The sequence below is a fragment of the Pseudovibrio exalbescens genome, from assembly GCF_028737195.1.
GTDB lineage: Bacteria > Pseudomonadota > Alphaproteobacteria > Rhizobiales > Stappiaceae > Pseudovibrio > Pseudovibrio zosterae.
Genome location: NZ_JAQZAJ010000003.1, coordinates 527990 through 541321, shown reverse-complemented (window position 1 = coordinate 541321; position 13332 = coordinate 527990). Strand labels below are relative to the sequence as shown.

At 54.3% G+C, this 13332-nt stretch carries 10 protein-coding genes and 4 tRNA genes; 2 read left to right on the top strand and 12 right to left on the bottom strand.

The window, feature by feature from the left end; all coding sequences use genetic code 11:
- Window positions 1-94 precede the first annotated feature (94 nt).
- The 11 genes from rpoB to PUV47_RS11790 all read right to left on the bottom strand — a co-directional run bounded on the left by rpoB (window position 95) and on the right by PUV47_RS11790 (window position 9455).
- Complete coding sequence (gene rpoB, locus PUV47_RS11840; RefSeq protein ID WP_274218766.1) at window positions 95-4237, bottom strand: DNA-directed RNA polymerase subunit beta; 4143 nt, start codon at window positions 4235-4237, stop codon at window positions 95-97.
- 170 nt (window positions 4238-4407) lie between these two features.
- Window positions 4408-4785, bottom strand: coding sequence for a 50S ribosomal protein L7/L12 (rplL, locus tag PUV47_RS11835; RefSeq protein WP_274218765.1), 378 nt, complete (start codon window positions 4783-4785; stop codon window positions 4408-4410).
- Window positions 4786-4845: 60 nt separating this feature from the next.
- Window positions 4846-5364, bottom strand: coding sequence for a 50S ribosomal protein L10 (rplJ, locus tag PUV47_RS11830; protein WP_274218764.1), 519 nt, complete (start codon window positions 5362-5364; stop codon window positions 4846-4848).
- Window positions 5365-5693: 329 nt separating this feature from the next.
- Complete coding sequence (gene rplA / locus PUV47_RS11825) at window positions 5694-6389, bottom strand: 50S ribosomal protein L1 (protein WP_274218763.1); 696 nt, start codon at window positions 6387-6389, stop codon at window positions 5694-5696.
- Window positions 6390-6394: 5 nt separating this feature from the next.
- Window positions 6395-6823: a 50S ribosomal protein L11 gene (gene rplK / locus PUV47_RS11820; RefSeq protein WP_274218762.1), complete on the bottom strand. Its 429-nt coding sequence runs from the start codon at window positions 6821-6823 to the stop codon at window positions 6395-6397.
- A gap of 116 nt (window positions 6824-6939) precedes the next feature.
- The gene (gene nusG / locus PUV47_RS11815) at window positions 6940-7473 is read right to left on the bottom strand and encodes a transcription termination/antitermination protein NusG (RefSeq protein WP_274218761.1); all 534 of its coding nucleotides are present in this window, start codon (window positions 7471-7473) and stop codon (window positions 6940-6942) included.
- A gap of 28 nt (window positions 7474-7501) precedes the next feature.
- On the bottom strand, window positions 7502-7699 hold the full coding sequence (gene secE, locus PUV47_RS11810; RefSeq protein ID WP_274218760.1) for a preprotein translocase subunit SecE: 198 nt from the start codon (window positions 7697-7699) through the stop codon (window positions 7502-7504).
- A 108-nt stretch (window positions 7700-7807) separates the two neighbouring features.
- Window positions 7808-7883, bottom strand: a tRNA-Trp gene (locus PUV47_RS11805).
- 97 nt (window positions 7884-7980) lie between these two features.
- Complete coding sequence (gene tuf, locus PUV47_RS11800) at window positions 7981-9156, bottom strand: elongation factor Tu (protein ID WP_274218759.1); 1176 nt, start codon at window positions 9154-9156, stop codon at window positions 7981-7983.
- Between the two features lie 124 nt (window positions 9157-9280).
- Window positions 9281-9354, bottom strand: a tRNA-Gly gene (locus PUV47_RS11795).
- A 16-nt stretch (window positions 9355-9370) separates the two neighbouring features.
- Window positions 9371-9455 (bottom strand) — tRNA-Tyr (locus PUV47_RS11790).
- Window positions 9456-9866: 411 nt separating this feature from the next.
- On the opposite strand from PUV47_RS11790, the gene PUV47_RS11785 reads away from it, so the two are divergent.
- Window positions 9867-10718 (top strand): TrmH family RNA methyltransferase, encoded by an 852-nt coding sequence (locus tag PUV47_RS11785; RefSeq protein ID WP_425313758.1) that lies wholly within the window; start codon window positions 9867-9869, stop codon window positions 10716-10718.
- A gap of 141 nt (window positions 10719-10859) precedes the next feature.
- Here the strand turns inward: PUV47_RS11785 and PUV47_RS11780 are convergent, their stop codons facing one another.
- Window positions 10860-11546, bottom strand: a complete 687-nt coding sequence (locus PUV47_RS11780) for an OmpW/AlkL family protein (protein ID WP_274218758.1) — start codon at window positions 11544-11546, stop codon at window positions 10860-10862.
- 388 nt (window positions 11547-11934) lie between these two features.
- Between PUV47_RS11780 and PUV47_RS11775 the strand changes: the two genes are divergently transcribed.
- Window positions 11935-12010, top strand: a tRNA-Thr gene (locus PUV47_RS11775).
- Window positions 12011-13332 lie beyond the last annotated feature (1322 nt).

Sequence of the window (13332 nt, the reverse complement as noted above, 5' to 3'; positions counted from 1 at the left end):
CTCCTAACATGCGCGGCCAGGGAGTTCGCGAACAGCGAACTCCCCAACAACCGGCATCAAGTGAATGTTCTGGGCGGGATGCGTCACTGGATGTTTATTCCGCAGCATCCGCAGCCGTTGCGTCATCGTTAACCGGTTGACGCGGTTCCTTATCCTGCAACTCGACGTTAAGACCGAGTGAGCGCATTTCCTTGACGAGAACGTTGAAGCTCTCCGGGATACCGGCTTCGAACGTGTCATCACCGCGAACGATGGCTTCATAAACCTTCGTACGACCTGCCACGTCATCAGACTTGACGGTAAGCATTTCCTGAAGGGTGTATGCAGCACCGTAAGCTTCCAGTGCCCACACCTCCATCTCACCGAAGCGCTGACCACCAAACTGCGCCTTACCACCCAGCGGCTGCTGAGTAACGAGGGAGTATGGGCCAATGGAACGAGCGTGGATCTTGTCGTCAACCAGGTGGTGGAGCTTCAGCATGTAGATGTAGCCCACAGTCACCTGACGGTCGAACTGTTCACCAGTACGGCCATCGAACAGGGTTGACTGACCGGATGGCTTCACCTCGGCGATGTTGAGCATGTCAACAACGTCTGGCTCGCGTGCGCCGTCGAAGACTGGTGTCGCTATGGACACGCCCTTCTTCAGCTGCTCACCCAGCTTTGCAATACCCGCGTCATCGTATTCCTGAACCGGGTCACCCTTGAGGTTGTCGCCATAGATCTCGATGACCTTGCCGCGAAGCTGCTCAATCTCACCGGTCTTGCGGTACTGATCGTAAAGCTCGCCGATCTTCTTACCCATGCCCGCACAGGCCCAGCCAAGGTGCGTTTCAAGGATCTGACCAACGTTCATGCGCGACGGCACACCCAGCGGGTTCAGAACGATGTCAACGTGCGTTCCATCTTCGAGGAACGGCATGTCTTCGTTCGGGTTGATCTTGGAGACCACACCCTTGTTACCGTGACGGCCAGCCATCTTGTCGCCTGGCTGGATCTTGCGCTTCACAGCAACGAAGACCTTGACCATCTTCATCACGCCAGGTGGCAACTCGTCACCACGCTGCAGCTTCTCAACCTTGTCGATGAAACGCTGCTCGAGACGCTTGCGGCTTTCGTCATAAGAACCGCGAAGAGCTTCCAGCTCGCTCATGAGCTTTTCGTCTTCGACCGCAAACTGCCACCACTGTGAACGTGGGAACTCGTTGAGAACATTACCGTCGATCTCAACACCCTTGCGGAAGTTCTTCGGACCACCAACAGCCACATGACCCATGATCATCTCGGCCAGACGGCCATAGACGTTACGGTCAAGAATTGCCTGTTCGTCGTCACGGTCCTTTGCGAGGCGTTCGATTTCTTCACGCTCGATGGACATCGCGCGCTCGTCTTTTTCCACGCCGTGGCGGTTAAAGACGCGAACCTCAACAACGGTACCGGACACACCTGGAGACAGGCGCAGCGAGGTATCACGAACGTCAGACGCCTTCTCACCAAAGATGGCGCGCAGAAGCTTTTCTTCCGGCGTCATTGGGCTTTCGCCCTTTGGTGTGATCTTGCCAACGAGAATGTCGCCAGGCTTAACCTCAGCACCCACGTAAACAATACCGGCTTCATCGAGGTTCTTCAGAGCCTCTTCAGAAACGTTCGGAATGTCGCGTGTGATTTCTTCAGGGCCAAGCTTGGTATCACGCGCCATCACTTCGAATTCTTCGAGGTGGATGGAGGTGAATACGTCATCGCGAACGATGCGCTCGGAAAGAAGAATGGAGTCTTCGAAGTTGTAGCCGTTCCATGGCATGAACGCCACGAGCACGTTACGACCAAGAGCCAGATCACCAAGATCAGTGGACGGACCATCAGCGATAATGTCGCCCTTCTCCACGCGGTCACCCACGTTCACCAGCGGACGCTGGTTGATACAAGTGTCCTGGTTGGAGCGCTGGAACTTCAAGAGGCGATAGATGTCAACCCCAGATTTGGACGGATCCAGATCCTCTGTCGCACGGATAACGATACGAGTCGCATCAACCTGGTCAACGACACCGCCCCGACGCGCGCCGATAGCGGCACCAGAGTCACGAGCAACAACCGGCTCCATGCCAGTGCCAACGTATGGTGCTTCAGCGCGGACCAATGGCACCGCCTGACGCATCATGTTGGAACCCATAAGTGCGCGGTTCGCGTCATCGTTTTCAAGGAACGGGATCAACGATGCAGCAACGGAAACCAGCTGCTTCGGAGACACGTCCATTAGGTCAACGCGGCTTGGCGGAACAAGAATGTTTTCACCAGCGTGACGACACTGCACCAGATCGGAAACGAACTCAAAGTCGTCATTCAACTCGGCGTTTGCCTGAGAAACGTAATACTTGCTCTCTTCCATTGCGGAGAGATAGACCACGTCACGAGACACCTTGCCGTCGACAACCTTACGGTACGGGCTTTCGATAAAGCCGTACTTGTTGACACGGGCGTAGGTCGCCAAGGAGTTGATCAGACCGATGTTCGGACCTTCAGGGGTCTCAATCGGACAGATACGGCCATAGTGCGTTGGGTGCACGTCGCGAACTTCAAAGCCTGCGCGTTCGCGGGTCAAACCACCTGGGCCGAGAGCAGAAAGACGACGCTTGTGGGTGACTTCTGACAGCGGGTTGGTCTGGTCCATGAACTGTGAAAGCTGAGAAGAACCGAAGAACTCGCGTACTGCGGCTGCAGCAGGCTTCGCGTTGATCAGATCCTGCGGCATCACGGTGTCGATCTCAACGGAGCTCATACGCTCCTTGATCGCACGTTCCATACGCAGAAGACCAACACGGTACTGGTTTTCCATCAGCTCACCAACGGAACGTACGCGGCGGTTACCGAGGTTATCGATATCATCGATTTCACCACGGCCATCACGCATGTCCAGAAGGGTCGCAATAACAGCGAGAATGTCTTCCTTGCGCAGCACGCGAACAGTGTCTTCACACTGAAGGTCCATGCGCATGTTCATCTTAACGCGGCCAACGGCGGACAGATCATAACGCTCCGCATCGAAGAACAGCGAATGGAACATCGCTTCTGCAGTTTCGATGGTTGGCGGCTCACCTGGACGCATGACGCGGTAGATGTCGAACAGCGCTTCTTCGCGGTTATCATTCTTGTCAGCAGCAAGCGTGTCGCGAATGTAGGCGCCGGTGTTCACATGGTCGATATCGAGGATCGCCAGGTCATGGAACCCGCGCTCGATGAATTCAGCCAGTGTCTTTTCGTTAAGCTCGTCGCCTGCTTCACCGAAGATTTCACCGGTGCTTGGGTCGACAACATCCTCAGCGAGGAACTGAGCATAGAGATCTTCGTCAGCAATCTTCAGCGCTGAAACGCCCTGCTCTTCGAGCTGGCGAATGGTACGCGCAGTGATCTTCTTGCCTTCTTCGACAACGACTTCACCGCTGTCGGCATCAATAAGATCACGATTTGCCTTTGAACCCTTCAGACGCTCAGCATCAAATGGCGCGCGCCAAGCGTTTTCGCCAATGCGGGTGTACTCAATACGGCGATAGAAGGTATTCAGGATTTCTTCGTGGTCGAGACCAAGCGCCATCAAAAGTGACGTCACTGGGATCTTACGACGACGGTCGATACGTGCGTGGACGATGTCCTTGGCGTCGAACTCGATGTCGAGCCAGGAACCACGGTAAGGAATCACGCGCGCGGCAAACAGCAGCTTGCCGGAAGAGTGCGTCTTGCCTTTATCGTGATCGAAGAACACACCCGGAGAGCGGTGCATCTGGGAAACGATAACACGCTCGGTACCATTGATGATGAAGGTACCATTGTCTGTCATGAACGGAATATCGCCCATGTAGACATCTTGTTCCTTGATGTCCTTGACAGACTTCGCGCCAGTGTCCTCATCAACGTCGAACACGATCAAGCGCAGCGTCAGCTTGAGTGGCGCTGCGTAGGTCATGTCACGCTGGCGACACTCGTCTACGTCATATTTAGGATGCTCGAATTCGTAGGATACGAACTCAAGAAGGGAAGTGCCTGCAAAATCCGAAATCGGAAATACGGACTTGAAAACGGCCTCAAGGCCTTCTTCAACTCGGCCACCCTCTGGCTTCTCGACCTGCAGAAATTGATCATAAGATGCCTTCTGCACTTCGATAAGGTTCGGCATGGCCGCTACATCGCGAATGGACCCGAAGTACTTGCGGACCCTTTTGCGACCGTTGAACGTCTGCGTCATTGTCGCTCCTCGTATCACTCAAGGTGACGGTTCGGCGAAACTACACTCTCAATAGTCACGCGCAATTTTGCGAAACCGTCCCTTTTGGGACGTTTACCCCGGCAAGGAAACCCGCCAGGGTAAGAAGGCGGCCCCGGATTTCTCCGGGACCGTTATATGAAACCCAAGAATTACTTGAGTTCGACCTTTGCGCCAGCTTCTTCGAGCTTCTTCTTCAGCTCTTCTGCTTCGTCCTTGGAAACTGCTTCCTTAACTGGCTTAGGAGCGCCTTCTACGAGCTCCTTAGCTTCCTTAAGGCCAAGACCGGTGATCGCACGTACTTCCTTAATTACGTTGATCTTCTTCGCGCCAGCGTCTGCCAGGATCACGTCGAATTCGGTCTTTTCTTCAGCAGCTGCACCTGCATCTGCACCACCAGCAACTGCAGCAACAGCTACAGGAGCAGCAGCGGAAACGCCCCACTTTTCTTCGAGCATCTTGGACAGCTCAGCAGCTTCCATGACGGTGAGGGTGGAGAGTTCTTCAACGATCTTTTCGAGATCAGCCATTTTCTATGTACCTTACTGTTCGAACCGCTAGGGTTTTGACAAAAATTAAGTGGTTCCGCCTTACGCGGCTTCGCCCTTTTCGGCATACGCATTGAAGACGCGAGCAAGCTGCCCGGCCGGTGCGCTTGTAACCTGTGCGATGCGGGACGCTGGGGTCTGAAGCAGACCAACAAGCTTGCCACGCAGCTCGTCCAGAGACGGCATTGTAGCCAGCGCGTTCACGCCAGAAGCATCCAGGTTAGTAGAACCGAGAGCACCACCAAGGATGACGAACTTGTCGTTTGCCTTGGCGAAGTTTGCTGCGACCTTAGGAGCTGCAACTGGATCGTCAGAATAGACAATCACGGTTGGGCCCTGGAACAGGTCGGAGATGTGCTCCAGCTCAGTGCCTTGAAGGGCAAGCTTTACAAGACGGTTCTTAGCAACTCTTACAGTACCACCTGCTTCACGTGCCTCAGCGCGCAGCTGAGTCATCTGGGAAACAGAGAGGCCTGCATAGTGCGCAACAACCGCAACGCCAGTGTTGGACAACACTTCGTTGAAGGACGTCACGAACTTTTGCTTTTCCGCTCTTTCCACTTGCCTACTCCATTTAGCGAAACCCTCAAGGGATTTCGCCGGTTAGCCTTTGCCGCTACGCGATCACATGAAGTGACCCCACAACGACGCTTAGGGTTCCTGTCCCCTCGCTCGCCGTTATGGCTGCAGCAAGGCCGTACGGTTCGAACCGGTAACCAACAAAGTGTTTGTCATCGGTCCTTCTCCATCTATGCAGGCCCGGTTGGCTTAAGTCGGCCCAAAAGGACCAACACCTGCAGTCTCGGACAGGGGCGTCAAATCCCACTAAGGAATTGACTGGAACCCCTCTCTCCTTAAAGAAGAGAGGGAAACTTAGTTCGCGTTACCGTTTATTCGGTAACGGAAGCAACTTCAACCTTCAGGCCTGGACCCATTGTGGAAGACAGTGCCACGCGCTTCAGGTAAGTACCCTTTGCGCCAGTTGGCTTTGCCTTAACAACAGCATCTACCAGTGCCTTGATGTTCTCTTCCAGCTTGGTAGGCTCGAAAGAAACCTTGCCAACACCAGCGTGGATGATACCAGCCTTCTCAACGCGGAACTGCACTGCACCACCCTTGGCATCGTTAACTGCCTTGGTGACGTCAGGAGTAACAGTGCCAACCTTAGGGTTTGGCATCATGCCGCGAGGACCGAGAACCTTACCCAGACGACCAACCAGTGGCATCATGTCTGGAGTAGCGATTACGGTGTCGAAGTTGATGTTGCCATCCTGAACTTCTTTAACCAGATCTTCTGCGCCAACGATGTCAGCACCAGCTGCCTTGGCTTCTTCAGCCTTGGCATCACGTGCAAACACTGCAACACGAACGGTCTTACCGGTGCCGTGTGGCAGCACACATGCGCCGCGAACCATCTGGTCAGCGTGACGAGGATCAACACCGAGGTTGATTGCAACTTCAACACTCTCGTCGAACTTTGCAGTTGCGCGATCCTTGACGAGGGTTACAGCTTCGCCAAGAGCATAAATCTTGTCGCGATCAAGGCCTTCACGGGCCGCTTTGGTGCGCTTACCTACTTTAGCCATTGATCTTACTCCGTAACTTCCACGCCCATGGAACGGGCAGAGCCTTCAACCATCAGCATTGCTGATTCAATGTCGTTGGCATTGAGGTCTTTCATCTTGGCTTCAGCGATCTCACGAACCTGCGCCTTGGTTACGGATGCAACTGTGCCGCGACCCGGAGTCTGGGAACCAGACTTGATGTTGGCAGCCTTCTTCAGGAAGAAGGAAACAGGTGCAGTCTTAACCTCGAAAGAGAAAGACTTATCAGAGTAGTAGGTAATTACTGTCGGGCACGGAGCACCCTTTTCAACGTCCTGCGTCTTCGCATTGAACGCCTTACAGAATTCCATGATGTTCAGGCCGCGCTGACCCAATGCTGGGCCGATTGGCGGGGACGGCGTAGCAGAGCCAGCCGGCACCTGAAGCTTTAGGTAACCTTCAATTTTTTTCGCCATAATCCTCTCCATTAAGGAATGGGTGTACTGAAGATACAGCACACAAGAGAGCGGGCGGTCTGGTCCGAAAGCGCACCGGCGAAAGTGCGCGAAACCTGCCGCCCCTTGTCAAACGGTTAGCCGACCTTGTCGACCTGACCGTATTCGAGTTCAACCGGGGTCGCCCGGCCAAAGATGGACACTGTCACTTTCAGACGTGCCCGCTCCTCATCGACCTCTTCAACAAGGCCGGAGAAGGAAGCGAATGGACCGTCGCTGACGCGAACCTGCTCACCCACTTCAAAACTGATAGATGGCCGCGGCGCTTCCACGCCCTCCTCAACCTGGCCCTGAATACGACGAGCCTCGGATTCGGAAATCGGCATTGGCTTCTTGTCGTTCCCCAGGAACCCGGAGACCTTTGGTGTATCGTTGATGAGGTGATACGCTTCGTCGGTCATCTCCATCTTCACCAGCACATAGCCAGGGAAGAATTTGCGCTCGCTTTCAACCTTGCGACCGCGACGGACTTCTGTAACCTTCTCCGTCGGGACGAGAACCTCGTCAAACAAGTCCTCAAGCCCCTGCTGCGCGGCTTTCTCTTTGATAGCCTCAGCAACCTTCTTCTCGAAGTTGGAGTAAGCGTGAACGATATACCAGCGCTTAGCCATTTTTTAAAGTCTGCTCCCAGTGCGAACTTTAGCCAGCAAGGCCAAGCACGTAAGAAATTACAAAGCTCATCAACTGGTCAGCCGCCAAGAAAAACAGGGCCGCCAGAAACACCATGATGAACACCATGACAGTGGTAATCACGGTCTCACGGCGTGTTGGCCATGTAACCTTCGCAGTCTCAGAACGAACCTGCTGTAGAAAAGTAAAAGGATTGGTTTTTGCCATCCGGTACCGGCCCAACTCACGACAGGTGGGCGCGTGAAGTGATCCACGCGCCCCCATGATCAGAAAAAACTTCTTTAAGCCATGTAGGCTCGCTTATCAAGAGTTAAATGGCAGGGGCAGAGGGGCTCGAACCCCCGACCTACGGTTTTGGAGACCGTCGCTCTACCAACTGAGCTATACCCCTGCATCAACCCGCCTTGGCGGATAGAACTCTTGCTGGCCCGGTTAGAGGGCCGGAGTCGCCGTGATATAGGCGACACCTTTGATCAGGTCAACTGATCTTATTCGATGATTTCAGCAACGACGCCAGCACCAACGGTGCGGCCGCCTTCGCGGATAGCGAAACGCAGACCATCTTCCATTGCGATCGGAACGATCAGCTCAACAGAAACGGAAACGTTATCGCCAGGCATAACCATCTCAGTGCCTTCCGGCAGGCTAACAACACCGGTCACGTCAGTCGTACGGAAGTAGAACTGTGGACGGTAGTTAGTGAAGAATGGGGTGTGACGACCGCCTTCTTCCTTGGTCAGGATGTATGCCTCTGCCTTGAACTTCGTGTGCGGGGTTACAGAACCCGGCTTACAAAGAACCTGGCCACGCTCAACTTCTTCACGACCAACACCGCGGATCAATGCGCCAATGTTGTCGCCAGCTTCACCCTGATCGAGCAGCTTGCGGAACATTTCAACACCGGTAACGGTGGTCTTGGCGGTGTCCTTGATGCCGACGATCTCGACTTCTTCACCAACCTTGATCACGCCGCGCTCTACACGACCGGTTACAACAGTACCGCGGCCAGAGATGGAGAACACGTCTTCGATTGGCATCAGGAACGGCTGATCGCGTGGACGGTCTGGAGTTGGGATGTACTCGTCAACTGCAGCCATCAGCTCGGTGATCTTGTCCTTGCCGATGTTGTCGTCGCGATCTTCCAGAGCTGCCAGAGCAGAACCAGCTACGATCGGAATGTCGTCGCCTGGGAATTCATAGGAGGACAGCAGTTCACGAATTTCCATCTCGACGAGCTCGAGAAGTTCTTCGTCATCTACCTGGTCAACCTTGTTCATGAAAACAACCAGAGCAGGAACGCCAACCTGACGAGCAAGCAGGATGTGTTCGCGGGTCTGTGGCATTGGGCCATCAGCTGCGTTCACAACCAGGATTGCGCCGTCCATCTGCGCTGCACCGGTGATCATGTTCTTCACGTAGTCAGCGTGACCTGGGCAGTCAACGTGAGCGTAGTGACGGTTTTCGGTCTCATACTCAACGTGTGCAGTTGAGATGGTGATGCCGCGTGCACGCTCTTCAGGTGCACCGTCGATTTCGTCGTAAGCCTTGAACTCACCGAACTGCTTGGTGATAGCAGCAGTCAGAGTGGTCTTACCGTGGTCAACGTGGCCAATTGTGCCGATGTTGACGTGCGGCTTCGTACGGTCAAACTTTTCCTTCGCCATAGGCGTAACTCTCTATCCAATCCGCAGTTCAGACTATCAAGGTCCTGAGGCACAGACTCAAACCAACGTCAAACCGCCCCAATTAAAACCTTTGAGGATCGCGCGTTCTGGCGCAGCTAAAGATTGGAGCGGGTGAAGGGAATCGAACCCTCGTCATCAGCTTGGAAGGCTGTTGCTCTACCATTGAGCTACACCCGCGAAACCAAACGGTGAATGGTGGAGGAGGTTGGATTCGAACCAACGTAGGCATAGCCAGCGGATTTACAGTCCGCCCCCTTTAGCCACTCGGGCACTCCTCCGAAACACCTCTAAGCAAAAGACAAATGAACCGCCTTCAGCTTAGCTAGCTTCGACAGACCGCTGTACGCCGCAAGCGGGTACCGCGTTCCTGTGGCGCGGTTTATGCAGTTGTAGACCCGCCGTGTCAACGGCCATCTGCAACAGATTGTGCAAAAACAACAGGAACACGAAACAAATCCTTCTCCCCTTTCCGGTCCACCGCCCGATTTATGCCCGAAACCCATTTCCGGCTCGCCAAGTTTTTCGCAGGAACCCGCGCTCTTTGGCTTTCGGTGCCCCTCGCCAAGCATTTGCCGCAAAAAGCTATCCCCATTGATCCGGCAAAGCTTTCCCATTGTCACAGGCCCTCCATCCGCCCTCTCGTGTGGATAAACAGCAGACAAGGATTCGGTTTTACTTATTGAACAGAAATGCGCAGCGCTGTATCGCTCACCTTCATGAGCCAGAACAAACGCCCCAAACAATTCAAAGATAAACCACAGGCCGGCCACCGCGGCGGCATACCGCCCTGGAAGAAGAAAGCCATGGGTGGCCGTCCCGACACGGACGACGGCCCCTTCTTCATCTACGGCCTTCACACGGTCGAAGCTGCCTTTGCCAACCCGGCCCGCACGCGCCACAAGCTGGTCATCAGCCAGAACGCGCTACGCCGCCTTGAAGAGCGCGGTGTAAAGCCAGACGTGCCCATTGAAATTGAAACACCCCGCGCCATCGACAAGCTCTTGCCAAAGGATGCAGTCCATCAGGGCGCTGCCTTGTTCGTTGATCCCCTGCCCCACTACGGCGCAGAGGAACTGGAACGCGGCAAGTTGGTGCTGGCCCTCGACCAGGTAACCGACCCCCATAATGTTGGCGCGATCCTTCGCTCTGCCGTTGCCTTGTCCGCTGATGCTGTCGTCACGACGCGCCGGCACGCCCCAGAAGAAGGGCCCGTTCTGGCAAAAACCGCCTCAGGCGCCCTCGATATGATCCGCCATGTCCGCGTGCCGAACATGGCGCGGTTTGTCGATGAAATGCGGGAACAAGGGTACAAGGCCATTGCACTGGACAGCGAAGGCCCAGCCTCATTGGAAAATACTGAGTTCACCGAGAAGACACTCTTGGTCCTCGGCTCGGAAGGAAAAGGCGTCCGTCACGGCGTGCGAGAAGCCTGTGACACCCTCGCCCGGCTGGACATGCCCGGCGAGATCAAGTCGCTCAACGTCTCTAATGCTGCCGTTCTGTCTCTTTATGTTGCCCGCATGAAGATGGGCCTCGGCTGAGCGCCCATCCCTACGCTTTGAAGGTTCGCGGCCTGCCAGCACCTGCTGGTGGGCCGTTTTTGATAGGCACCAAGGGCAAAATACAAATCGGGCTCGAGTGGCACCGCCGCTCAAGCCCTCCTCTTCACCAAACCGCTGCCATCAGAAGCGGTAGGTAATGCCGGCACCAACCAGCCATGGGTTCAGCTCCGCCTTGCCTGAGAGCTTGGTTCCGTCATTCATGGTGATGTCGTAGTCCGGCTCAAGGAAGAGCTTCTTTACATCCAGGTTCACACCCCAGTTGTCATCGATCATGTAATCGAAGCCGACCTGCAATGCAGCTCCCCACGTGTTTTCAATATCAAGATCGGACATGGCGTTCTTGCCGTCCTGACTATAGAAAATCGTGTAGTTCACCCCGGCACCCACATAGGGCTTGAACTGACCGAAATTGGTGAAGTGATACTGCAGAGTGAGTGTAGGCGGCAAAAGCCATGTCTCACCTACCGTTCCCAGTGCCGAAATCGACCCTTCCCCCTTCACATCGGCCCATGTGGTGCCGAGGATGAGTTCAGCTGCAATGTTATCCGTAAAGTAATAGGTGATATCCAGCTCTGGAATGACCGTGTCTGAGTAAGACAAGTCGGAACCAGCAATGCCATCCACACTGCCACTGTCCTCAGTGATAACGCCAAGTGCGCGCACACGAATCTGCCAAGGGCTCTTTTGTGATGCCGCAGCAGCCATCACCGCATCTTGCTGCGGGCTCAGGTCCGCCGCCAACGCCTGCCCGGTGGTGGCAAGCATCGCCGCAGCCCCCACAAGACCCATGGTCCTTTTCAAACCCATAATCTACCTCCAGAGTTCTAGGTTTTCTTCCCACGAGCAAAACAACTATTGGTAGCATTCACTAGGTACATTGAGTTGTATCAATTTGAGATTGGAAAAACTAAAAGGCACTGAAATTGCTTTAGTTTCCCGGCAAAATAGATAATCGATCCCCCACTCACCTGCGGATAACCAACCCGCGCACGCGCCGGACCAGCGTGACACTCAGTCGGATTCTCTACTTTTCATCAGGGACTTGTGGATGACGAGGCTTAGAAAAACCGCAGAAACCTGCCAACGCATTTACGGCGCAGGCCGCCGCTCAAGGTCCAGCTGTGAATTTCCGCAAAGAATTTTTCCAAAAGCATTTACAAACCGGCCAGAGCCCCTTAAAAGCCCCTCCAGCGACGCCGGTATAGCTCAGATGGTAGAGCACCTGACTTGTAATCAGGGGGTCGCGGGTTCGATCCCTGCTGCCGGCACCACGCTTTCCTTTATTAAAGTCAATGACTTAAAAGCCGCAAATTTGCGGCTTTTTGTGTATCCAGCACCCCTCAAAAAAGCTCCAGTAATCACCCAGTAAGCACGGCAAAATACGTCTCAGCAGAACAGCCCTAAACATTTAGAATGAACCTGTAGGATACTGTGATGTCTGCTCACCAAATGCTCTTGCCTTTAGAGCAAACATATCGTCATGCAACTGAGAAGAATGGCACCGAGCGCACATTGCAGAGCTATACCTGCATCTGGTGCATTGTGAAGTTCAGTCGGCGGCGTATCGGGTTGACTGATTGATGCCCAAATCCACATTTCAACCACTAAGAGATACGCCATCGTGGAGAACGATAATATCGTTGAGCTTGCGCGTTAAAACAGCGTTTTTGACGATCCCTGACTCAGTTGCTGCGCGATGGAGCGCGAGACTTGCTACAGCAGGCTATAGAACAGTAACTCCAGTGTGTGCTTGCCCGTTTCCGAAAAGATATGGATGTGGAAGGCCGCTCGCGTGTTGTGCGTAGCGGATATCATCCTGAAGGTCAGATCCAGACCGGGATAAGACCTGTTGCAGTCCAGGTTACGAAAGTCCGTAATCGCTCCGGCGCACCGGTTACCTTCCAATCTGCGCTCGTGCCGCCCTATGTTCGCAAAGCAAGAAGCCTGGAAGCCAGGCCTTACCCTGACTTTATCTGAAAGGCATCTCCAGCGGCGAAATGGATGGGTCTTGAGAGTTCTGGTCGGACCTGAAGCCAGTGGCCATTCTGCCAGCACCGTCTCCAGATTGAAGAAAAAGTGGGCGCAGGAGTATAATACATGGCGTCAGAGCGATCTTTGTAAGGATGAATAGATCTACATATGGGCAGATGGCATCTACAGTGCTCTTCGCGCTGAAGATGCCAAATTGTGTACGCTGGTCGTGATAGGCCCACTAACAACATAAATCAGGTGACCAGCGCTGGTTGGGAGCGTGCGCAACGGAAGGCAGTGCTTCAACTATGGTCCTAACTCCAATGCAACGCTTGCGAACCTGCCACCCTTTCAGCTGGAATATCCGCTGCACGGTGTTTTTGTTAAAGCCCAGAAATTGGCCACCGTGCTATAGCCGAAGGGAGGCTCCTGTGCGATGAAAGCCTTCATGGGCTCACTGAAAGCCGAGTTGACCTTCGATGCGGCCTTGGTTGGTTTATAATAAACAATGCGGCGCGGAACGTTGAACCTGATGCACAACTTCGTCAGCAGGATCACAACACCTTGTTCCAGAAAGCCTTACTGGACACTGCGGATCATTTGTCGTCCTCCGCGTCCAGCA